Annotated in this window: 19 protein-coding genes; 8 read left to right on the top strand and 11 right to left on the bottom strand. The window is 69.7% G+C overall.

What is annotated here, in order from left to right; all coding sequences use genetic code 11:
* Positions 1–30 precede the first annotated feature (30 nt).
* Positions 31–939, top strand: a complete 909-nt coding sequence (locus ACZ1DY_RS25395; protein WP_457953618.1) for an RNA polymerase sigma-70 factor — start codon at positions 31–33, stop codon at positions 937–939.
* A gap of 65 nt (positions 940–1004) precedes the next feature.
* On the opposite strand, the gene ACZ1DY_RS25400 is transcribed toward ACZ1DY_RS25395, so the two are convergent.
* A complete protein-coding gene (locus ACZ1DY_RS25400; RefSeq protein WP_465485708.1) occupies positions 1005–2387 on the bottom strand; it encodes an amino acid permease in 1383 nt (460 codons plus the stop codon).
* Positions 2388–2581: 194 nt separating this feature from the next.
* Positions 2582–3469, bottom strand: a complete 888-nt coding sequence (locus ACZ1DY_RS25405; protein ID WP_465481090.1) for a LysR family transcriptional regulator — start codon at positions 3467–3469, stop codon at positions 2582–2584.
* A gap of 72 nt (positions 3470–3541) precedes the next feature.
* Here ACZ1DY_RS25405 and ACZ1DY_RS25410 point away from each other — a divergent pair, with 72 nt between their 5' ends.
* On the top strand, positions 3542–4537 hold the full coding sequence (locus tag ACZ1DY_RS25410; RefSeq protein ID WP_257486107.1) for a YeiH family protein: 996 nt from the start codon (positions 3542–3544) through the stop codon (positions 4535–4537).
* On the opposite strand, the gene ACZ1DY_RS25415 is transcribed toward ACZ1DY_RS25410, so the two are convergent.
* The 3 genes from ACZ1DY_RS25415 to xsc form a co-directional block, all read right to left on the bottom strand.
* Positions 4515–5507: a phosphotransacetylase gene (locus ACZ1DY_RS25415; protein ID WP_465481091.1), complete on the bottom strand. Its 993-nt coding sequence runs from the start codon at positions 5505–5507 to the stop codon at positions 4515–4517. The genes ACZ1DY_RS25410 and ACZ1DY_RS25415 overlap by 23 nt on opposite strands.
* 67 nt (positions 5508–5574) lie before the next feature.
* Entirely contained in the window at positions 5575–6939 is a 1365-nt protein-coding gene (locus ACZ1DY_RS25420; protein ID WP_126734246.1) for an aspartate aminotransferase family protein, read from the bottom strand.
* 465 nt (positions 6940–7404) lie between these two features.
* Positions 7405–9213, bottom strand: coding sequence for a sulfoacetaldehyde acetyltransferase (gene xsc, locus ACZ1DY_RS25425; RefSeq protein WP_126734247.1), 1809 nt, complete (start codon positions 9211–9213; stop codon positions 7405–7407).
* Between the two features lie 143 nt (positions 9214–9356).
* Here xsc and ACZ1DY_RS25430 point away from each other — a divergent pair, with 143 nt between their 5' ends.
* From ACZ1DY_RS25430 to ACZ1DY_RS25440, 3 genes are read left to right on the top strand one after another with little or no spacing between them, the layout of a single operon-like run.
* Positions 9357–10157: an IclR family transcriptional regulator gene (locus tag ACZ1DY_RS25430; RefSeq protein WP_126734248.1), complete on the top strand. Its 801-nt coding sequence runs from the start codon at positions 9357–9359 to the stop codon at positions 10155–10157.
* Positions 10158–10166: 9 nt separating this feature from the next.
* Positions 10167–11099 carry an AAA family ATPase gene (locus tag ACZ1DY_RS25435; protein WP_257486104.1) on the top strand — a complete coding sequence of 311 codons (933 nt, stop codon included), beginning with the start codon at positions 10167–10169 and terminating at the stop codon, positions 11097–11099.
* Positions 11096–12784 (top strand): cobaltochelatase CobT-related protein, encoded by a 1689-nt coding sequence (locus tag ACZ1DY_RS25440; protein ID WP_465481092.1) that lies wholly within the window; start codon positions 11096–11098, stop codon positions 12782–12784. The genes ACZ1DY_RS25435 and ACZ1DY_RS25440 overlap by 4 nt, the downstream gene beginning before the upstream one ends.
* Before the next feature lie 35 nt (positions 12785–12819).
* On the opposite strand, the gene ACZ1DY_RS25445 is transcribed toward ACZ1DY_RS25440, so the two are convergent.
* Positions 12820–13197, bottom strand: a complete 378-nt coding sequence (locus ACZ1DY_RS25445) for an Rv0909 family putative TA system antitoxin (RefSeq protein ID WP_465481093.1) — start codon at positions 13195–13197, stop codon at positions 12820–12822.
* A 330-nt stretch (positions 13198–13527) separates the two neighbouring features.
* Between ACZ1DY_RS25445 and ACZ1DY_RS25450 the strand changes: the two genes are divergently transcribed.
* Entirely contained in the window at positions 13528–14133 is a 606-nt protein-coding gene (locus ACZ1DY_RS25450; RefSeq protein WP_257486101.1) for an OmpA family protein, read from the top strand.
* Positions 14130–15359 carry a polysaccharide pyruvyl transferase family protein gene (locus ACZ1DY_RS25455; RefSeq protein ID WP_465481094.1) on the top strand — a complete coding sequence of 410 codons (1230 nt, stop codon included), beginning with the start codon at positions 14130–14132 and terminating at the stop codon, positions 15357–15359. Before ACZ1DY_RS25450 ends, ACZ1DY_RS25455 begins: the two co-directional genes overlap by 4 nt.
* A 159-nt stretch (positions 15360–15518) precedes the next feature.
* Here the strand turns inward: ACZ1DY_RS25455 and ACZ1DY_RS25460 are convergent, their stop codons facing one another.
* The 5 genes from ACZ1DY_RS25460 to ald form a co-directional block, all read right to left on the bottom strand.
* Positions 15519–16958, bottom strand: coding sequence for a sodium:solute symporter family protein (locus ACZ1DY_RS25460; RefSeq protein WP_465481095.1), 1440 nt, complete (start codon positions 16956–16958; stop codon positions 15519–15521).
* A complete protein-coding gene (locus ACZ1DY_RS25465; protein WP_257486098.1) occupies positions 16958–17170 on the bottom strand; it encodes a DUF3311 domain-containing protein in 213 nt (70 codons plus the stop codon). Before ACZ1DY_RS25465 ends, ACZ1DY_RS25460 begins: the two co-directional genes overlap by 1 nt.
* Entirely contained in the window at positions 17167–18825 is a 1659-nt protein-coding gene (locus ACZ1DY_RS25470; protein WP_465481096.1) for an amidohydrolase, read from the bottom strand. The genes ACZ1DY_RS25465 and ACZ1DY_RS25470 overlap by 4 nt, the downstream gene beginning before the upstream one ends.
* A gap of 100 nt (positions 18826–18925) precedes the next feature.
* Positions 18926–20389: a MocR-like pyridoxine biosynthesis transcription factor PdxR gene (gene pdxR / locus ACZ1DY_RS25475; RefSeq protein WP_126734255.1), complete on the bottom strand. Its 1464-nt coding sequence runs from the start codon at positions 20387–20389 to the stop codon at positions 18926–18928.
* A gap of 65 nt (positions 20390–20454) precedes the next feature.
* A complete protein-coding gene (gene ald, locus ACZ1DY_RS25480; RefSeq protein ID WP_465481097.1) occupies positions 20455–21570 on the bottom strand; it encodes an alanine dehydrogenase in 1116 nt (371 codons plus the stop codon).
* 158 nt (positions 21571–21728) lie between these two features.
* On the opposite strand from ald, the gene ACZ1DY_RS25485 reads away from it, so the two are divergent.
* The gene (locus ACZ1DY_RS25485) at positions 21729–22505 is read left to right on the top strand and encodes a TSUP family transporter (protein ID WP_465481098.1); all 777 of its coding nucleotides are present in this window, start codon (positions 21729–21731) and stop codon (positions 22503–22505) included.
* Positions 22506–22693: the final 188 nt, after the last annotated feature.

Below are 22693 nucleotides of genomic sequence, written 5' to 3' on the forward strand. Positions count from 1 at the left end.
CGACCGAGACGACCCGAGCGAGGACCGGCGATGAGTGAACGACCCGAGGCGCAGGGCGCCATGGACCCGGCGACCGAAGCGTTCGTGACCCACCGCAACCTGCTTTTCACCGTGGCCTACGAGATGCTCGGTTCGGCCACCGACGCCGAGGACGTCCTGCAGGAGACCTGGTTGCGCTGGGCGGGCGTCGCGCTCGACACGGTGCTGGATCCGCGTGCGTTCCTGGTCCGGATCACCACCCGGCAGGCGCTCAAACGGCTGCGGACGCTCGGCAGGCGCAAGGAGTCCTATGTCGGCCCGTGGCTACCCGAACCGCTGCTGACCACCCCCGACGTGGCCGAGGACGTCGAACTCGCCGCCAGCGTGTCGATGGCGATGCTGCTGGTGCTGGAGACACTCGCGCCGACCGAGCGGGCCGTCTTCGTGCTGCGGGAGGTTTTCGCCGTCGGGTACGACGAAATCGCCCAGGCCGTCGACAAGACTCCCGCCGCCGTACGCCAGATCGCCCACCGGGCACGGGCCCACGTCGCCGCGCGCAGACCGCGTGGCACCGGATCACCGGCCGAGCACCGGGCCGCGCTCCAGGCGTTCCAGTCGGCGGTGGAAACAGGCGATCTGCAAGGCCTGCTCGACATCCTCGCGCCGGACGTCGTCGCGCTCAGCGACGGCGGCGGGGTGAAACACGCCCTGCTGCGGCCGATCGTGGGCGCGGACAAGGTGGCCAGGCTGCTGGCCGTCGGCTGGTGGAAACGCGAGGCGGAAAGGTCCGTCGAACCAGTGCAGGTCAACGGCGGCCCCGGTCTGCTGATCCGCGTCGGCGGGGAGATCGACGGCGTGCTCGCGGTCCGGGTCGAAAACGGCTTCGTCACCGGTGCCTATCACGTCCGCAATCCCGAGAAACTCGCCAGCGTGACAAGGGAGTTCACGGTGAGCCGGTGATCCGCCGGGTTGAAAGCGTCCTTCACCGAGTCGGATGCGGTGAAGGACGCTTCAACCCGTCCAGCTCACTCCCGGACGGCCGCCGGGGCACGCTCGGGTTTGTCCGGGACGGGATCGACGGGCCCGGACGGCGCCTTCGCCACCGGCTTCCCCCGCCGCCGCCGGATCTCGAATCCGAGGAGGATCAACGCGAGCGTCACCGCGCTGAGCCAGAACTGCGAGCGAGTCGACGGCAGTAGCGCCATCGCCAGGATCACCGCGGCCATCAGCGCGATGGTCGCGTAGCTCAGCCACGGGAACAGCCACATCTTGAGCGTGAGCTTGTCCGGGTCCTCTCGCTCCAGCCTGCGGCGGAGCCGCACCTGCGCGAGCGCGATCGAGAGGTACACGAACAGCGCCACGGCGCCGTAGGAGTTGACCAGGAACTGGAAGATCAGGTCCGGCGAGGTGTAGGCGGCGATGACGGACACGTACCCGATCGCGGTCCCGGCCAGGATCGCGCGCCGCGGCACACCGCTGCGGGAAAGCCTGGTGAAGGCCTTCGGCGCGTCACCGTTGCTGGTGAGCGCGAACAGCATCCGAGACGAGGTGTACAGCGCCGAGTTCAGGCAGGAGAGCACCGCGGTCAGGACGATCGCGTTCATGATCGTGGCCACGGCCGGGATGCCGAGCACCTCCAGCACCGCCGCGTACGGGCTCACCGCGGTCGCCGGATCGTCCCAGGACTTGATCGCGACGACGAGGAACACCGAACCGACGTAGAACAGCACCACCCGGAAGATGATCGACCGCATGGCCTTCGCGATCGCCTTCTTCGGTTCCGCGGACTCGGCGGCGGCGATGGTGACGATCTCCGCGCCGGTGTAGAAGCCGATGCACGGGACCACCGCCGCGAGTACCGCCCCGATCCCGAGTGGCGCGAATCCACCGTGGGAGACCAGATTCGTCAGTCCACCTTGGGCACCCGGCCAGAAACCGAACAGGTAGAGGGCGCCGACGACCAGGAAGACGACGATCGCGACGACCTTGATCGAGGAGAACCAGTACTCGAACTCGCCGTAGGACCGGGCCGAGACCATGTTGGTGCCGGTGAGGATCAGGAGCAGGCCGAGACTGAGCACCCACAGTGGCACGTCCGGTACCCACAGCTGCAGGATCCGGCCGCCCGCGACGGCTTCGACCGCCACGACGATGACGAAGAAGTACCAGTACATCCAGCCGACGGCGAAGCCCGCGCGATTGCCGAGCGCTTCCCTCGCGTAGACGTAGAACGAGCCGAGCGCGGGTTTGGCGATCGTCATCTCCGCGAGCATCCGCATGATGAGCACGGTGATCAGGCCCGCGATGAGGAACGAGACCACCGCGGCCGGACCGGCCGACTGGATGACCACGCCGCTGCCGACGAACAGCCCGGCCCCGATGACGCCGCCGAGGGCGATCAGGTTCATATGTCGCTGCTTGAGCCCTGGTTTCAGGCCGCTGCTCTGTGCCGGGTCGGACGCTGAAGTCACGTCTCCTCCTTCTCGCACGCACCGCCGGGGCGGTGGCGCTGGGAGCTCCATTGTGGTTCCGGTCACCGTAGGAACAAGTCGGGCCCTGAGCGAGGGCCAGTTACGATGTGGGAAAGGGGTCCAGATACCACTCAGGACGGCTTGCGCGTCGCCAAGGCCAGCAGTTCCGCCGCCGGGCCGTCGAGGAGCCGCCCGGCGGGCCACACCGCGCGCAGGACACGTCCGAAGTCGACACCCTCCACCGCGACGGGCACGAGATCGTGGCCGGTGACGTCCAGTGCGCTGATCACCGCGGGGCCGGCGCCCGCGATCACGGCGTTGCGGACGGCGGAGGCGGAACCCAGCTCCAGCAACGGTTTCACCGCCCCCACCCCGGCCCGGCGCAAGGCGGCGTCGACGGTCTCCCTGGTTCCGGAACCGTGTTCGCGCACCACGAGCGGCGTGCTCGCCAGCTCCGCCGGGGTCAGCGGACGACGTTCGCGCGCCCAGGGATGGGCGCCGGAGACGACCACCACGAGGTGGTCCCCCGCGACCTTCCGCGAGGTGAGACCGGGCAGCGCGCCGGGCGATTCGACGAAACCGAGGTCGACCTTGCCCTCGCGGGCCAGTACGGCGACCTGATCCGAATTCGTGACCTCGAGGCCGAGGTAGAGGCCCGGGTTCGCGCGTTTGAGCTCGCCGATCCAGCCGGGGACCAGATGCTCGGCCAGTGTCATGCTCGCCGCGACGCGGAGTCCGGCCTCGTGCCGGGTCCGCAGGGCCTCGGCGCCGTCGAGCAGCCCGTCGAGCTCGGTGAGCACGCGGCGCGCCCAGCCGGCGATCACACGGCCGTCCGGGGTGAGCACGGAACCGCGACGGGTCCGGTCCAGTAGCACCAGGCCGAGCCGCCGCTCCACAAAGGACAGCCGCTTGCTCGCCGACGCCTGCGCGATCCCGAGGGTGGCCGCGGCCTGCCCGATGCTGCCCAGTTCGCCGACGAGGACGAGCAAGCGCAGGGAGTCCAACTCCGGCGCTGTCATAGCCAAACTGCATGACCTACCCGCCGCATTCGCGGCTACCGGCACTGTCCTCTCCGGACGACGCTCGTCACCATGAGCACCACGTATGCGCGGCGGACGAAGCCGCATCTGACCGGTCTCGCCGTCACCGCGCTCGGTGTGGCCGTCGCGTATCTGCTGAGCACCGCCGTTCCCGTGCTCAGCGCTCTCACGCTCGCGGTCGTGCTCGGGGTGCTCGCCGGCTCGCTGCCGGTGCTCTCGGACGGCACCCGGCAAGCCATCGCGAAGGTGACGAAGAAGCTCCTGCGCGCCGGTGTCGTCCTTCTCGGCTTGCAACTCGCGCTCCCTTCGGTGCTTTCCCTCGGCCCTGGCACGTTGCTCGCGGTCGTGCTGACGGTCGGTCTCACGTTCCTCGGCACGATCGGGCTCGGGAGGCTGATCGGCGTTCCGCGCGGTCTCGCGATGCTGGTCGCGACCGGGTTCTCCATCTGTGGCGCCTCGGCGATCGCGGCGATGGAAGGCGTCGTCGAGCGTGAAGACTCCGACGTCGCGACCGCGGTCGCCCTGGTCACCTTCTACGGAGGCCTGGCGATCGCGGCGGTCCCGCTGCTCGGCGGCTGGCTGGGCATGGACGCGCTGCGGATCGGCGGCTGGGCCGGGTTGGGCGTGCACGAGGTCGCGCAGGTCGTCGCGGCCGCCACCCCGGCGGGGACCGCCGCCGTCGCGGTCGCCGTGGTGGTGAAGCTGAGCCGGGTCGTCCTGCTGGCGCCGATGGTCGCGGCGGTCAGCGTGCACGAACGCCGTCGCCGCCCGTCCGCGGGCGGGAAGCGCGCGCCACTGGTCCCGCTGTTCGTCCTCGGTTTCCTGGCGATGGTGGTGGTGCGCAGCACCGGGATCCTGCCGGGCGTCGCGCTCGACGTCGCCAAGGTGATCTGCACGCTGTTGCTGGCGGGAGCGCTCTTCGGGCTCGGTTGCGCGGTCCGGATCGGCACCCTGGTCCGCACCGGCGGCCGGGCGCTGCTGCTCGGCCTGCTCTCCACGCTGCTCGTCGGCACCATCGCCTACGTCACCCTCGCCCTGCTCGGCTAGCTTGGACCGCGCTCAGCAGCGCGAGCGTTTCGATGTCGGAGGACGAGCAACCGCGGGAGAGATCGTTGAGCGGCGCGGCGAGGCCCTGGAGGATCGGGCCGAGCGCGACGGCCCCGCCGAGCCGCTCGGCGATCTTGTAGCCGATGTTGCCGGCGTCCAGATTCGGGAAGACGAGGACGTTCGCGCGACCGGCGACCGCGGATCCGGGCGCCTTGGCCGCCGCGATCGACGCCACCAGCGCGGCGTCGAACTGCAACTCGCCGTCCACGGGAAGACCGGGTTCTCGCTGCCGCACCAACGAAGTCGCCTCGCGGACGACGTCGACGCGCTGATGGGCCGCACTCCCCTGCGTGCTGAACGACAGCATCGCGACCACGGGGTCTTCGCCCGTCAGGCCGCGGTGGGTCGCCGCGGCGGCGAGGGCGATGTCCGCCAGCTGCTCCGCGCCCGGTTCGGGGACCACGGCACAGTCCGAAAAGGTCAGCCGCCGCCCGTCCGGGAGCAGCAGCAGGAAGCAACTGCTCAAAGTGGACACTCCCGGGGCCAGGCCCACGACCCGCAGCCCCGCGCGCAGGACGTCGGCGGTCGGCCGGGTCGCGCCGGCGACACAAGCGTCCACGACGCCCGCTCGCAAGGCCGCGGCCGCCACGAACACCGGATCGCGCCGGGCGGCGTCGAGTTTTTCCGGACGACGCTCGAATCCCGCTGCCAGGGCGGACTCGATCCGGTCGTCGGCCAGGGCGTCCGCGACGTCCACGATCAGGTCCTCCGTGGCCCCTGCCGCGCGAAGGCATGCCCCGTCACCGAAAAGCAGCGGCCGCACGATCCCCTCGTCCCGGAGTTTCATCGCGGCGCGGACGGCGCGCTCGTCGTCGCCGTCCGGCAAGGCGACGCGGAGATCCCCGCCGCGCAACGCCTCCCGCCAGCCGTCGAGCGTGGCGTCCGGCGTGACCTCGGTGGTCAGGCTCATCGAAGTACCTCCACGGACGAAGTGGGGGTCGCCGGAAGACGGCGACCCCCACGTGGTGAACAGAGGATCAGGGCTGGACGGCCTTCTCGACGTCGTTGAGCATCGCGTCGACGCCGTGCAGAAGCTCGGTGAGCACCTCGCGATCGGCGACGAGCGGCGGCGAGATCATCAGCATGGTCGCGCCGCGATCGTCGCCGCGGAGGATGACGCCCGTGCGCCGGAACGCCTCCGGGAGCACCTCGCGAAGCACCTTCAACGACTCGGCCTCGGTCAGCTCACGGCCGCTGTCGCGGTCGGCCATCAGCTCGATGGCGTAGAAGAACCCGGTGCCGCGGACGTCCTTGACGCAGCGGTGCGCGGACTTGAGCGAGTTCAGCGCGGCGAACAGCTCCGGGCCCTCGGTGCGCACGTTGTCGAGCACGCGCTCGTCCCGCATCGCGGTGAGGTTCGCGACGGCGACGGCGGTGGCGACCGGATGCCCGCCCCACGTGGCGCCGTGGGTGAAGACGCCGCCCTTGGGCGAGTCGTACAGCTCGGTGACCAGCTTCTCGCGCACGATCACCCCGCCGAGCGGCGCGTACCCCGACGTCGATCCCTTGGCGAAGGTGATCAGGTCGGGCACCACCCCGGTGACGCCGTGCCCGAACCAGTGGCCCAGCCTGCCGAACGAGCAGATGACCTCGTCGGACACGAGCAGGATGCCGTACTTGTCGCACAGGGCGCGCAAAGCGGGCCAGTATCCCTTCGGCGGCACCAGCGCGCCGCGGCCGTTCTGCACCGGCTCGGCGAACAGCGCCGCGATCGTCTCCGGCCCTTCCTCCAGGATGACCCGCTCGATCGCCGTGACACAGTCCAATTCGGACGCCGGACCGCAGTCTCCCAGCAGTCCCAACGTGTTCGGCACGTGCCGGACGCCCGGCATGAGCGGGCCGAAGGGTTCCTTGATCTTCGCCAGCCCGGTCACCGAGAGGGCGCCGATGGTCGTGCCGTGGTAGGCCATGTCGCGGCTGATGATCTTCGTCCGCTCGGGCTGCCCCTGGCTGCGGTGATACTGCCGGGCGAACTTCAGCGCGGTTTCCACCGCCTCCGAGCCCGAGTTGACGAAGAACGTCGTCCCGAGGTCGCCGGGCGCGAGCTCGGCCAGCAACGTGGCCGCCTCGATCGCCGGGGTGTGCGCCGAACCCCAGTTGCTCGCGTAGGCCAGGGTGCCGACCTGGTCGGCGGCGGCCTTGGCGATGTCGGCGCGCCCGTGGCCCATGTTGACGCAGAAGAGCCCGGCGAGACCGTCGAGATGGCGGCGTCCTTCGGTGTCGATCAGGTAGCTTCCCTCGCCGCGTACGAACACCGGGAAATCCGAGGCCCAGGTGTCCTTGCGGGTGAAGTGCGGGCCGAGATGCCTGCGGGCCTGCGCTCGCAGCTGGGTGACGTCCACCGGAGACCTCCTTCGAGACACGAGTCTGTGCCTTGACTTTCGCAACCCGGCTGGCACCGGCCCAGCACCAGAGCGGCGGCGTTCGATGGGTCCAGTTGGCCGGGGGCCGGCACCTTGGTGGCACCGGCGCCGCGCCTCCCCGGGGGCGTCGCGAAAGCCACTTTCGCGACGCCTGATGTCCCGAAAGTGGCTTTCGCGACATGCCCCTGCCCCACCTGCGCCGCTTCTCGCGGCCGCCTCCGGGCCCGACGTTGCGAAAGCCACTTTCGCAACGTTGAAGGTTGCGAAAGTGGCTTTCGCAACCACCCCTGCCCCAGCGACCAACCCGACGCCAGCAGTGGGGTGTTGATGAAGGAATCTGGACGTCGAGGGTCCCAATTCCTTCATCAACACCCCAATGCGCGTGAAGGCCCCCTTCCCTCGGCTGAGCCGAGGGAAGGGGGCCTTCACGCGCGAAACCGCGGACTACACGTAGTCCTTGTACTTCTCCAGGAACCGCACCGGCTTGGACAGCGCGTCCCGCCGGAACGGGTCGCCCAGCTCGCGGGTGCACATGATCTCGATGACGGTCGTCTTGCCCTCGTTCATCTGCGCGTCGACGGCGCGCTGCAGCGCGGGGCCGACCTCGTCGAGCTTCTCGACGACGATGCCTTCCGCGCCCATCGCCTTCGCGATCCCCGCGAAGCTCTCGCTCTCCAGCTCACCCGCGACGAACCGCCGGTTGTAGAAGTCGACCTGGTTCTTCTTCTCCGCGCCCCACTGCCGGTTGTGGAAAACCACCGCCGTGACCGGGATGTCGTGGCGGACCGCGGTCATGATCTCGCCCATGCTCATCCCCCACGCGCCGTCGCCGGCGTAGGAGATCGCGGGCCGGTCGGGCGCCGCGGCCTTGGCGCCGATGATGGTCGGCAGCGCGTACCCGCAGTTGCCGAAGCTCATCGGGGCGAAGAAGCTGCGCGGCTCCTCGAAGCGCAGGTAGCTGTTCGCGACCGAGTTGATGTTGCCGATGTCGGTCGACACCATCACGCGCGGCGGCATCGCCTTCTCCAGCTCCCGCAGCACTTCCCGCGGGTGGAGCCAGTTGCCCTCCTCGCTCTCCTGTTCCGCGATCATGTCGAGGCTGAACGGGTCGGTCTCGTGGGTCCAGGCGTCGAGTTCGGCCTCCCACGCGTCCTTCTCCGCCTTGATCTTGGCGGCGCGGGCGTCCTTTGTGGAGTCACAGGCCAACGTCCTGTCCGCGAGGCGCTTGGTCAGCGCGACCGCCGCGTCCTTGGCGTCGCCGCAGATGCCGACGGTGATCTTCTTGACCAGGCCGAGCATCTTGTGGTCCGCGTCGATCTGGATGATCTTCGCGTCCTTGGGCCAGTAGTCCATGCCGTGCTGCGGCAGGGTGCCGAACGGGCCGAGCCGCGAGCCGAGCGCGATCACGACGTCCGCCTGCGAGATCAGCTTCATCGCGGCCTTGGAGCCCTGGTACCCCAGCGGCCCGCACCACTGCGGGTGACTCGCCGGGAACGAGTCGTTGTGCAGGTAGCTGTTCACCACCGGCGCGCCGAGACGTTCCGCGAGCGCCTTGCACTCCTCGACGCCGTCGGCCATCACGACGCCGCCACCGGAGATGATCACCGGGAACTCCGCCGTGGCCAGGAGCGCCGCGGCCTCGTCGAGGCTCCGCTCGCCGCCGGGACCGCGATCGAGCCTGGCGGGCTCCGGGATCTCGGCCTCGATCTCGCCGTAGAAGAAGTCGCGCGGGATGTTGAGCTGCGTCGGGCCGAGCTCCGAGTGGGCCCGGTCGAAGCACCGGCCGGTGTACTCGGCCATCCGCTTCGGGTTGTTGACGTGCCCCTGGTACTTGGTGAACTCCTGGAACATCGGCAGCTGGTTGGCCTCCTGGAATCCGCCGAGGCCGGTGCCCATCGTGCCCGCTTCCGGCGTCACGATGACGACCGGGCTGTGCGCCCAGTAGGCGGCGGCGATCGCGGTGACGCAGTTGCTGATCCCGGGACCGTTCTGCCCGATGACGACGCCGTGCCTGCCGCTCACCCGGGCGTAGCCGTCGGCCATGTGCCCCGCGCCCTGTTCGTGCACGACCGGTACCAGCCGGATGCCGGCCGGCGCGAAGATGTCCATCGCGTCCATGAACGCCGACCCCATGATGCCGAAGATGTCGGTGACGCCGTTCGCCACGAGCGTCTCGACGAAGGCCTCGGACGGGGTCATCTTCTTCCGGCCGCTGACGACCACGCGGCCGTCACCCGTCTTCCGTTCCGTCATGTTCCGCTCCTTCGACAGGCAGATTTACAAAAAACGATACGTGGCGTTCCTGAAATCAGGATGCGACCGACGATAGGACGCGGATCGGCGAGCGTCAACGTCGGATTCTGGAAATCGAGACGCTGTGTGCTACTTTTCGGAACATGGAGCTGCTTCGCGAACCCGATCCGATCAACGGGGACACGCCGACCATGCGGCTGTTCTCCCTGCTCGAGCTGATCGCCGCCAAGGACCAGCTGGTCTCCCTGCAGGGGCTCGTCGAGGAGACCGGCCTGCCGAAACCGACGCTGCACCGCATGCTGCAGCAGCTCGAAGGGGCCGGCCTGCTGGTCCGTCAGGCCGACGGCCGCCACTACGGCACCGGCCACCGGCTGCGACGGCTCGCGGAGAATCTGCTCCTCAACGCGACCCACCACGGCGCCCGGCACGCCGTCCTGCGCCACCTCGTCGACGAACTCGGCGAGAGCTGCAACGTGACCACGTTGTCGGGCAACGAGATCGTGTACCTCGACCGCGTGGAGACACCGGAACCGCTGCGGTTCTACCTCCGGCCCGGCTCGCGCGTGCCGATCCACTGTTCGGCCAGCGGCAAGATGATCCTCGCGCAGATGAGCCCGTCACAGCGGCGGAAGCTGCTCGCGCACGCGCCGCTCAAGCAGTACACGAACAAGACCCTCACCGACCTCGACGCGCTCGAAGCCGAGTTCACCCGCATCCGCCGCGACGGGTTCGCGCTCGACGACGAAGAGTTCCTGCCCGGCTTGGTGTGCGTCGCGGTCCTCGTGCCGGGGCGCGCCAACCTCTGCGTCGCCGTGCAGGCACCCGTCATGCGGCTGACGCCGGACAAGGCGCTGCAGACACTCCCCGCGTTGCAGCGCGCGGCCGAAGCGATCAGCCGCGTCGACGCCGAGGGCGCGTCCGAACCGGAAAGTGTTCCGTCGTAAGGAGTTCTCATGGTCCCCGAGCTACGGCTCCCGGTACGCGAAGTCTTCGGCATCGATTCGGACCTCGTCGTCGGCGCGTTCCGCGAGCGGGGCGAGCACGTCCCCGAGATCGACGAGGCGTACCGCTTCAACCCGGACGTGACGCTGGCCCTGCTCGCCGGCTTCACCCGCGACCGCCGGGTACTGGTGCAGGGCCTGCACGGCACCGGGAAATCGACCCATATCGAGCAGGTCGCCGCGCGACTCAACTGGCCGTGCGTGCGCGTCAACCTGGACGGCCACCTCAACCGCCTCGACCTCGTCGGCCGCGACGCCGTCGTCCTGCGTGAGGGCAAGCAGGTCACCGAGTTTCAGGAGGGCATCCTCCCGTGGGCGCTGCAGCGGCCGGTCGCGCTGGTGCTCGACGAGTACGACGCCGGCCGCCCGGACGTCATGTTCGTGCTCCAGCGGGTCCTCGAACGCGACGGCAAGTTCACCCTCACCGATCAGAACCGCGTCCTGCGTCCGCATCCGTCGTTCCGGCTGTTCGCCACCGCCAACACGGTCGGGCTCGGCAACCTCAACGGGCTCTACCACGGCGCGCAGCGGCTGAACCACGCGCAGATCGACCGCTGGAACATCGTGGCGTCGCTGAACTACCTGCCCGCCGCCGAGGAGATCGCGATAGTGCGGGCGAGGGTCCCCAGCGTTTCCGAGTCGCTGGCGGCGTCGCTGGTCGCGGTGGCCGCCTTGACCCGCAAGGGTTTCCAGGCCGGCGACCTGTCCACCCTGATGTCCCCGCGCACCGTGATCACCTGGGCGGAGAACATCGAGATCTTCGGTGATCCGGCGACGGCGTTCCGGCTGTCCTTCGTGAACAAATGCGACGAAGCCGAGCGCGACCTGGTGGCGGAGTACTTCCAGCGCTGCTTCGACGACGAGCTCCACCTGCTCTCGGCATGACCGCGGGGCAGGCCGAAACCCGGCGCCGCAACCAGGTCGAGGAGCTGTGCGCGGCCGCGGTCCGCGCGCTCACCGGAGATCCGGCGCTCCACTTCCGGGCACGGCGCCTGCACCGCGGGCGCGACCCGCTCCCCCTGCACGCACCGCATCTCCGCCACTCGGCCGACGACGATCTGCTGTCGTCCCGCGGGATCGCGGACGGGATGGCGCTGCGCCTGACGTCCTCCGACGCCGCCTTGCACCGGAGCCTGTGCCCGCGAGACCCGGCCGAACGCGGGATTTTCGAGCTGCTGGAACAGTTCCGCGTCGAATCGCTCCCGCCCGCGGACCTTCCGGGAATGCGGCGGAACCTGCGCCTGCGTCATCTGCGCTGGTCACTGGAGTTCCACCGCTCCGGCCTGACCGAGACCGCACGCGGGTTGCTGCTGTACACGGTCGCGCAGATCTGCCGGTCGAGGATCACCGGCGAACCGGTGGTCGAGGAGACCGAGGACCTCATCGAGGCGACCAGGTTCGCGCTGGCGCCTTCCCTCGGCCACGACCTCGCCGGGCTTCGGCGGCACCGGACGGACCAGAAGGCGTTCGCCGAACACGCGCTGGCGATCGCCCGGACGACCGGCGGCCTGCTCGCCGGGACCGAGCAGGCCGCCGAAGACGAGAGCGATCCCACCGACCCGCGGTTCAGTCTCGTGATCGACTTCGACGCGAGCCACGGCGAACAGATTCCCACCGCGACCGCCGGCACCAGCCGGACCTTGGGCGAATCCGGTGCGGCGTACCGGGTTTTCACCACCGCGTACGACCGCGAACGGCGGGCGTCGGACCTGGTGCGCCCCGGGCTGCTGGCCGAACTCCGCGAACGGCTCGACCGGCGTGTCGGCAGGCAGGGCGTCGGGCCGGGACGGCTGGCACGCGACCTCAAGGCGGTGCTGGCCGAGCCCGCGCGCGACGGCTGGGACGGCGGCCAGGAGGAAGGCCAGCTCGACGGCCGGACGCTGGCACAGCTGATCAGCTCCCCCACCGAACGCCGCATCTTCCGCACCGAACGGATCGAGCCGGTGGCGGACACCCTCGTGACGTTCCTGATCGACTGTTCGGGTTCGATGACCGCGCACGCGGAACCCGTCGCCGCGCTGGCCGACCTCTTCGCGCGGTCGATCGAACTCGCCGGCGCCACCTGCGAGGTACTCGGCTTCACGACCGGCGCCTGGAACGGCGGCGGACCCGGGCGGGAGTGGAGACGAGCGGGACGGCCGCGCCATCCCGGCAGGCTCAACGAACGCCTGCACCTCGTGTTCAAGGACGCCGAGACACCGTGGCGCCGGGCACGCCCGGACCTCGCGGCGCTGCTGAAGGCCGATCTGTTCCGGGAAGGGATCGACGGCGAGGCGGTGGCCTGGGCCTGCGGCCGGATGCGCGCGCGAACGGAGGCACGCCGGATCCTGCTCGTCCTCTCCGACGGCAGCCCCATGGACGGCGCGACGAGCCTCGCGAACGATCCGCACTACCTGGACGAGCATCTGCGGGAAACGGTGCTGCGAGAGGAGAACGGCGTCGAGATCCGCGGGATCGGCGTGGGGCTCGACCTCAGTCCCTTCTACCGCCGCTCCCGGGTTCTCGACACCTCGGTCACGTCCGGGTACGCGCCGTTCCGGGACGTCCTCGAACTGCTCTCCCGGGGCTGAACGCCGCCGGTTCCCTTCCCTGAGCCGCGGATGGCTCAGCGGCCGTAGCCACCCTCTTCACCGCTGTTCCCGCCGAAGTCGGCGCGCTGCCCTTGGTCACCGCCGTATTCGTTGCCCTGGCCGCCGCCGAACTCGGCGCGCTGCCCTTGGTCACCGCCGTACTCGTTGCCCTGGCCACCGCCGAAGTCGTTGCCGCCCTGACCGCCGGATGCGTCGTTACCGAAACCGCCGCCCTGCTGTTGCCCTTCGTTCTGCTGTTCGCCACCGGACTCGCCGAGGAAACCCTTGGCCTTGTCGGCGGCCGAGTCGATCTTGTCGGAGTGTTCACCGAAGCGGGACTTCGCGAAATCGGCGGCCTTGTCGACGTGCTCCCCGCTCACCTTGTCCTTCATGCCTTCGAAGTCGATACCCACGAGAACTCCTCACCTGGTTCGAATACGCCGAAGACCGGCGCATACCTCCATCAAAGTCCATTCGCCGGGCGCGGCAACTCGAACGCGACGGATGGGTGAGTCGGAGAGTTCTCCTTTCCAGTAAGGGAAAACCTCCGTGAGCAAGACGTGGAGACGGCAGGGGTGGTCGCTCACTCGGGTGGACTTGCCGACCGTTCGCGGCCATACGAGTGCGACCCGTGAGCCGGTCACGCCTAAAGGTTTCCTGGTCGACGCGATTTCTCCACACGATGCCCACGACACGGCCGAGGTCGGTCACACACGATCACGGTTGGCGCATTTACCCCGTTCGTGTTCGTATCCCTGGGGTCAGCCAAAGCGGACACGGCCAAAGGGAGTTCGAACTTCATGCGCAGGAAAATTGCCCGGACGGTAACGGGCGTCGCGATCGTGGCCGGCCTGGTCGCCGCGTGCGGATCCGAGGGCGAAAACGGTGCGGCTGGGACATCCGGCGCGAATGGAACCGCTTCAAGCGCGGCCGCCGCGTCGTCCTCCGGCGCCGGCGCCCCGGCTTCTTCGGGAGCGGGCACCGGAGACGCGGGTCAGGCCGGCGGTGAGGCGGCGCAAAAGGTGACCGCGGCGATCCAGCAGGCGCTCCAGCAGTCGCCGATCACCTTCACCACGGAAAGCGCCGAACTGACCGAAAAGAGCAAGACGGCACTCGGCGAGATCGCCAAGGCCATGCAGGGCAACGACGTCAAGATCACCGTCGCCACCCATGCGGGTTACCCCGACGCGGAAAAGTCCAAGGCGCTGTCGGAAAAGCGCGCCGAAGCGATCACCGCCGCGCTGGAAGCCGCGGGCGTGGCCAAGGATCGTGTCAAGACCGAAGCGACCGGCAACGAGAAGGCGCAGGGCGATCAGGCGTTGGACACGCAGATCACCGTCGCGCAGTGACCTTCGACGGAAGCGCGGGTGGGCGGAGCGATCCGCCCACCCGCGCTTGTCACTATCTGATCGGCCCGAGTGGTTTTCCCAACTACGGCGACGAACTGATCGCGGCGACGTGGCTGCGCCACCTGGCACGGATCGATCCGGAGGCCGACGTCTGGCTCGACACCCACTCGCCGGGACCCGCGCGAGTGCTCTTGGACGGGCTGCATCCACGCCTCCGCTGCACGGACACCCTGTGGCGCCTGTGCGGTGAGGCGCCGTCGGACGATCCGTGGGAAGTGGCGCGCTGGGTGCAGTCGGCGGTGGACGACCCCGGGCTCGCGCCGCGGTGGGACGCCGGTATCGACCTCCTCGGCCGGACCGACGTGGTGCACCTGATCGGCGGTGGCTACCTCAACGCGTTGTGGCCAAGGCATATCGGGCTGATCGCGGGCGCCGCGGCCGCCGCCCGGCGATCGGGTGCCCGCACGGCCATGACCGGGCAGGGCCTGACGCCGTTCCCGCCCGGCGCCACCGACCTGCTCCGGTCGCTCACCGACCGGTTCGACGTCGTCGACGTCCGCGACGATCCGTCGGCGGAACTGCTTCCCGGGGTCGCCCGGACTTGCGACGACGTCTTCCTGGAGCCGCCCGAGCCCAGAGCCGCCGCGCAGGCGCGCGAATTCGTCCTGTGCGTACAGTCCGACATCGGCGCCTTCGAGCCGTCCGAACTGGCCGCCCAGGTACTGGGTCTGGTGCGGGCGTGGGAGATCCACCCCGAGCAGCTCGCCGTCGTCGAAGGGATCCCCCGGGTCGACCGTGCCGTTCCGGCGCTGCTGGAGCACGAACTCGCCGGCGCGGAATTCCATCCGTTCCGTGACATCTGGCGCCACGGCCCGCCGATGGCGCCGGGGCAGACCTGGATCTCCAGCCGGTACCACCTGCACCTCGTGGCCGCGGCCGCGGGCGCGACCGGCCTCGCGATGAGCGTGACGCGCGGGTACTACACGACCAAACACCGCAGCCTGATCGAGCTCGGCTCGGGCTGGACGCCGTTCGACGCCGAGACGGGCGGGACGCCGGACCGGCCGACCGGTACCGGCTTCCCGCCCCACGTCGTCCGGCGGTGCCGCGAGCTGAAACTCTCGGTCGCGAAGGCGGTGTACGGAGAGCACGTGCCCGAGGAGGCCACGGCACCTCCGCCCGCGCGGCGTCTCGCCCTGCGGTCGTGGCGGACCCGGTCGAGCTAGCCGGATGATGCGTGTCTGAAGCCGTAACTCGCGTGATTGGAGCCGTAACTCGCGTGATTCCGGGCGGATGACACGCGGGCCGAGAGTTACGCCTTCAATCACGCGAGTTACGCCTCTGATCACGCGAGTTACGCCTTCAATCACGCGTGATCGCTCGTCTCATCGGCTGAGCGACGGCACCGCTTCCGGGTCCGGAGCACTGTCGGCCGACCGTGCCACCGGGGTCCGCGCCTTGTCCGGCGCCGCCAGGCTCCAGATCACCACCACGGCCAGATTCACCCCGAGCGACACCAGCCCCGCGTTGAAACCACCGAACGTCGCACCGGTGACGTACAGGGCGATCGCCGTGAGCACCCCGGTGACCATCCCGGCGGCCACCGCGGCGGTCCGCACCCGCCGCACGAACAGGATCGCGAGCCAGCCGGGGACGACCTGGGCGAGCAGGTTGTAGGTCAGGTTCAGGATGGTGAGCATCAACGTCGAAGCGACGAGGGTCAGTACCGCCGCCAGCACCAGGAAACTCGCCACCGCGACGACCGTCCACCGCCGCTGCGCCGCGGCCGGGACGTTCGGCGCGAGGTTGCGGCAGACCATCCCGCCGATGGTGAGCGCGGTCGCGGCGAGCACCAGCACACCCGACAGCGCGGCGCCGGCGGCGACGAGGCCCAGCAGCCAGTCGGGCAGCAAACCCTTGGCCGTCACCATGAACACCGTGTTCGGGTTCTCCAGGTCCGGATGCGCGCGCACGCCGTAGTAGGCGGCCAGCACGAGGAACGGGTAGATCAGCATGTACATCGGCATCCACACCGTCGAGCTCTTCACCGCGCGTTCGGAACGGGCCGGGAACACGTAGGCGCCACCGAAACCGAGGTAGAACACGATGCTCTGGAAGAGGACCGTCGTCATCGCGAAGGTGAGTTCCGATCCGCCCATGGTGGTCTGCGCCGCGCTCAGCACCTCGGGTCCGCTGACCTTCGCGGTACCGCCGGCGGCGATCACGACGGCCACCCCGACGAGCACGACGCCGAGCAGCATGAAGAAATCCTTGAGGATCGACACGAACGCGGGCGACCGCACGCCGGAGACGGCGATGTAGACGAACGCCACGATGCCCGCCAGCACCAGGCACTGCACGGGATCCAGCCGCAGCCCCAGATTGCTCAGCACCACCTGGAGACCGATGAACTGGTACTGCCCCCACGGGACCAGCGCGATCAGCATCGTGACACAGGTGATCAGCTCCAGCCGCCTGCTGCCGAAATGCCGCCCGAACACGTCGGGCACGGTCATCGCGTCGTACCGTTTCGCCGCACGCCACACCAGCGGCGCCAGGAAATAGCCCAGCGAGTACGCGAGCAGGATGTAGCCGAGGAACCAGATCCCGTAGCTCGCGCCGTGCGCGTAGATGCCGCTCGGGAACCCGATCATCGTCCCGATGCTGTACACCTCGCCGACCGCGAGGAAGTACACCAGCCAAGCCGGGAACGACCGGCCGCCGACGAGGAACTCCGAGATCCCGCCGCCGCGTGTCGACCGTCCCGCCCATACCGCGAGCCCGATCGAACCCGCCATCACCACCGCCACGATCGCGATCAGCATCAGTCGTCCTCCGGGTAGTGGGCGCGGTCGAAGAAACGCCAGCTGATCCACAGGCACAGGGTGGTCAGCGGGCAGCAGCAGAACACCCAGAAGAACAGCACCGGGATGCCCAGCACCGATGCCGTCGATCCGGAGAGCAGCAGAATCCCCGCCAGGAGGGCGATAGCGGGAACGAACAGTCCTATGAGGACACTCGGCCAGCTGCGGATCATCGCCGTGCTCCCGTCGTCTCGCGCCGCCAGACGACCTCGCCGCCACTGACGGTGGCGTCCACGGTCAGCTCGCGGATCCGGTCCGGATCGACCGTGGTGGGGTCATCGGAGAGCACCGCGAGATCGGCGAGCTTCCCGACCTCCAGGCTGCCCTTGACGTCCTCCTCGCCCGCCAGGTACGCGGCGTCGATCGTGTAGCCACGCAGCGCGGCGTCGACGTCCACGGCCTGTTCCGGGCCGAGCACCTTGCCCTGCCTGGTGATCCGGCGTACCGCGCACCAGATCCCCTCCAGCGGCGGCACCGGGGTCACCGGGGTGTCCGAATGCAGTCCGAAGTGGATTCCGCGCGAGCGGGCCGAGACCAGCGGGCTGATCCGGCGGGCCCGCTCGGGGCCGAGGAAGACGTCACGATGCCGGTCTCCCCAGTAGTAGACGTGCTTGACGAAGAACGACGCGAGGACGTCGTGGGCCGCCATCCGGTCCAGCTGGTCTTCGCGCACCGTCTGGCAATGCTCGATCCGATGCCGCCTGCCGGTGCCGCGCGGCGAGCCCAGCCGCGAATAGCCGTCGATGATCGCGTCGATCGCCGCGTCCCCGTTGCCGTGCACGGCGACCTGCCAGCCCGCCGCGTCGAGCGCGGCGATCCGGCGGCCGAGGTCGGCGGGTTCGAGCAGCATCATGCCGTGCTCCTCCGGGTCGCAGGTGTAACCCTCCGCGAGGCAACCGGTCTTGCCCTGGATCGACCCGTCCGCGACGATCTTGACGCCGGTCATCGCGAACTTGTCGTCCGCACCGTCTTGCGGGGCTTCCGGTTCGCCCTCGGCGAGGCCGGGAAGCAGGCCGTCGAACAGGTAGCCACGCACCCGGACACGGAGTTTCCCGGCTCGCCTCACCAGCGCGTACGCCTCCAGCTCCGCCGCGCCGCCGATGAGACCGATCCCGGTGTCGTGCACGGAAGTCACGCCGTTGGCGAGGTATTCCTCATCCGCCAGCAGCAGGGCTTCGGCCAGTTCGCCCGCGCTCTGCCCGGGAAGCCGGGACGTGACGAGGAAGGCCGCCGTCTCGACGAGTACCCCGGTCGGCTCGCCCCGGGCATCGCGCACGATGAGGCCGCCGGGCGGGTCCGGGGTCTCGGCGGTGATCCCGACTTCGCGCAGGGCGAGCGAGTTCGCGGTGCAGAAGTGCCCGGAAACATGGGTCAGGACCACGGGATTGCGACCGGAGACGGGATCGAGGTCCGAGCGTGTCGGATGACGGCCGTCCGCGAGCAGCGTGTCGTCGTACCGGAAACCGCGGATCCACTCCCCAGGACCGAGATCCTTGGCCGCCTGCGCGACCCGGCCGGCGATGTCGGCGATGGTGTCGTTGGGCGGGCTGCCGGCGTCGACCGGCGCGGCCAGCGTCATCCCGAAGAACGCCGGATGGTTGTGGGACTCGACGAAACCGGGGATCACCGTGCGCTCCGCCAGGTCGAGCACGGTGGTCTCCGGGCCGATCAGCCGTGAGATCTCCCGTTCGGAACCGAGCGCGGTGATCCGCCCGCCGGTCGCGGCCAGCGCGCGGACCCGTCTCCCCGCCGCGTCGAGGGTGAGGACGGTGCCGCCGAGCGCGACGAAATCGGCTGCACGCTGGGGATCTTCTCGAAGGAATTCCACACAGGCCTCCCGGGCTCACGAGGGATCCCCAGACAGTGCGGCACGTCTGGCCGCCTGAACAGGTCCAGAACGCTCCGGCGCGGTGGTACCAGTTGGCCGATCAGCCGCCGAGCAGGTCGCGGCAGGCCTCGCCGAGCAGGCGGATACCTGGGTCGATGTCGCGCAACGGGACGGCCGCGAAGCCGATCCGGAAGTGGTTGCGCGGCGGCTCTTCCCCGACGAAGAAGATGTCTCCGGGCTCGATCAGGACGCCGTCGCGCTCGGCGCGTTCGATCAGCGCCCGGCAGTCCAGTTCGGACGGCCCGGTCATCCAGAGGCTGACCCCGCCCGGCGGGTACGCCGTCTGCGTCCACGGCAGGTGTTCGGTGACCGCCGCGCAGGTCGCCTCCCATTTCCGCATCAGTTTCGTGCGGTAGCGGCGCAGGGACCGGTGGTACTCGCCGCTGTCGATGAGCAGCGCCAGCGCCCGCTGGAGGTGACCGGGCGGATGCCGCAGCACGTACCGCCGGATCTCCCGCAGTTCCCGCACCAGCTCCCGCGGCCCGACCAGGTACCCCAGCCGCAGGCCGGGTGAGAGGAATTTGGAGAAGGTGCCGAGGTAGATCGCGTCACCGGTGCCGTCGAGCGCCTTGAGCGCGGGCGTGGGGCTGCCGTGGTACCGGAATTCGCTGTCGTAGTCGTCCTCGACCAGGACCGTGCCCGCACTCGCGGCGAGGCTGAGCAGGCGACGGCGGCGGCCGATGCTCAACGTCGCGTTCGTCGGATGGTGGTGGCTCGGGGTGAGATAGAGCAGGTCGACGCCGTCGAGCGTCTCCGGCGGGCGCAGGCCGCTCTGGTCGACGTCGACGCCGCGCAGCCCGGCGCCGGTGCGCAGGAAGATGTGCCGGGCGTCGAGGTATCCCGGGTTCTCCATCGCCACGACGCTGTCCGGGCCGAGCAGCGCGCGGCCGAGCAGGTCGAGGCCCTGCTGCGAACCGACGGTGATCAGCACCTCGGACGGGTCGGCCTCGATCCCCCGCGCGGTGAGCAGCTGACGGCAGATCAGGTCGACCAGCATCGGGTCGTCCGAGCCGACGCTGTCCTGCAGGCTCGGGAACACGTGCGGCCGGTACAGCGCGTCGCGCAGGCAGCGGGTCCACGACCGCGCCGGGAACGCGGTGACGTCGACCTGGCCGGCGAGGAACGGATACGGATAGGTGTGCCAGTCCGGGCGTTTCTCGATATGCGGCACCCCGGCGTCCGGGTACCGGCGCACCCGCGCGCTCCAGTCGATGGCCGGGGTGGTGCCGCGCTCCTGCACGGCGCAATGCGGCCGCATCTCCGCGTTGATGAACAGCCCGCTGCGCTCCCGGCTCTCCACGAACCCTTCGGCGACCAGCTCCTGGTAGGCGAGGTTGATGGTGTTGCGGGAAACGCTCAGTTCGGCGGCCAGTTCACGCGAGCTCGGCAGCCGGTGCGCCGGGTCGAAGGTGCCGATCGCGATGCCGTGCTCGATGGCGCGCCGCACCTGCCGGTAGAGCGGCTCGGCGGACGTCCGGTCGATTTCGATCAACGTTCGCGGCAACGGCACCTCCCTCTCGGCGACGGGACCGGGATCTGAACCTAGCTCCAGATCCCGGCCCGCACCACCTAACCGAGCACGTCGTCCAGCGCGACCGAGTCGATCCCGAGCGCCTCACCGACCGGCGCGGACGTCAGCCGCCCGTCCACCGTGCTGACCCCGCCGCGCAGCTCCGGGCATCGCGCGAGGGCGCCGGAGAGACCGTTGTTCGCCAGCTCCAGCGCGTACGGCAGCGTGACGTTCGTCAGCGCGTACGTCGAGGTGTGTGGCACGGCGCCGGGCATGTTGGCGACGCAGTAGAACACCGAGTTGTGCACGGTGAACGTCGGTTCCGCGTGCGTCGTCGGCCGCGTGTCCTCGAAGCAGCCGCCCTGGTCGACGGAGATGTCGACGAGCACGCTGCCCGGCTTCATCCGGGAGACGAGCTCGTTCGACACCAGGCTCGGCGCCTTGGCTCCCGGCACGAGCACCGCGCCGATCACGAGGTCGGCTTCGAGTACGGCCTCCTCGATCGAGTACGCGTTGGCCGCGGCCGTGCGGATCCGGCCCTGGTACATCCGGTCGGCGGCACGGAGCTTGTCGACGTTCTTGTCGAACAGGACGACGTCGGCCCAGGTCCCGGCCGCGCCGGCGACCGCGTTCATGCCCGCGACGCCGGCGCCGAGGACTACCACCCGCGCCGGGGCGACGCCGGAGACGCCGCCGATGAGCACACCCCGCCCGCCGTTGGCACGCATCAGCGTCTGCGCGCCGACCTGCGGGGCCAGCCGTCCGGCGACCTCGCTCATCGGGAACAGCAGGGGCAGCGAACCGTTCGGCAGTTGCACGGTCTCGTAGGCCACCGACGTCGTGCCCGCGTCCAGCAGCGCCCGCGTGCAGGGCTCGCTCGCGGCGAGGTGCAGGTACGTGAACAGCAGCTGGTCGCGGCGCAGGCGGTGGTACTCCTCCGCGATCGGCTCCTTGACCTTGAGCACGAGGTCTCCGGTCGCCCAGACGTCGTCGGCGCTGTCGAGCACCTTCGCGCCGGCCGCGGCGTAGTCCTCGTCGCGCACGGAGGACCCTTCGCCTGCTCCGCGCTCGACGAACACCTCGTGCCCGGCCGAAGTGAATTCGTGCACGCCCGCGGGCGTTACCGCGACCCGGTACTCGTGGTTCTTGACTTCACGAGGGACACCGATCTTCATCTCACGCTCCCGTCTGTTCCAAAGGCAATGACGCTGAGCGTGCGGCACGGCTGGAACGGCCAGAAGTGCCAGAACCCGCGCGATCGACAGGTCCAGTTCGCGGGAAGGCCTCCTTGGCGGGTTTACTCACCAAAGGAAAGTGACGTCCTGTCATAGCGATGAGCTATGACGTCCTCGCCGGATACCGGCTACCGGTGTTCGGGCACCGGCTCCACAATGGACCGGTGGGAACCCTGGCCATGACCTCGCTCGCGGCGGCGGCCGGGGTCGTCGCCCAGCGTTTGTCAGGTATGGGGCTTTCCCTGCTGTGCGTACCGTTTCTCGCGCTGGCACTGGGCCCGCTCGACGCCGTCCGGCTCACCCTGCTGCTCGGCTTCCCGGTCTACCTGGCGGTCGCGATCACCCATTGGCGGGCGATCAGGTGGAAGCAGGTCGCGTGGCTGACGGTGCCCGCGGTGGTCTTCACCCCGGTCGTCGCGTTCGTGGTGCGCGGCGTTCCCGCGCGGCCGCTGCTGCTCGCCGCGGGCGGCTGCTGTGTCGTCGCGGTCGGCATCCTGGCGAGCGGCATCACCAGCAGACGGCTCGCGGGTAAGACGGGCGCCGTCGGTGCGGGCGTGCTGAGCGCGGCGATGAACTCCGTCGCCGGGCTGTCCGGTCCGGCCGTGGCGGTGTACGGGGCGAGTGCGGGCTGGGGCGCGGACGAGACTCGCGGGACGCTGTCGATCTACTTCTTCCTGCTCGGCCTGGTGGCACTGCCCAGCCTCGGCTGGGTGGAGGTGCCCGCGAGCGTCCTCGTCGCGGTGGCGGGTGCGGCGCTCGCCGGTGATCTGCTGGGACGGGCGCTGAGCCGCCGGGTCGGCGAACGCTCCGTCCGCTGGTCCGTTCTGGTGCTTTCGGCGGCGGGTGGTGCGCTGACGCTGGCCCATGCGGCGTGAGGCTTGGCTCGCGACCGCGTGGCGACCATGTCGCGAAAGCCACTTTCGAGACATCAGACGTCGCGAAAGTGGCTTTCGCGACACGTCTCGGCCGGGGAGCCACTCACGACCAACGCTGACATCCGTGAAGGGCCCCTTCACGGTGTCAGGGTAGGCAAGGAGGCCTTCACGGACACCGTCGGTCGGAG

It is taken from the genome of Amycolatopsis sp. PSD-21 (genome assembly GCF_055561455.1).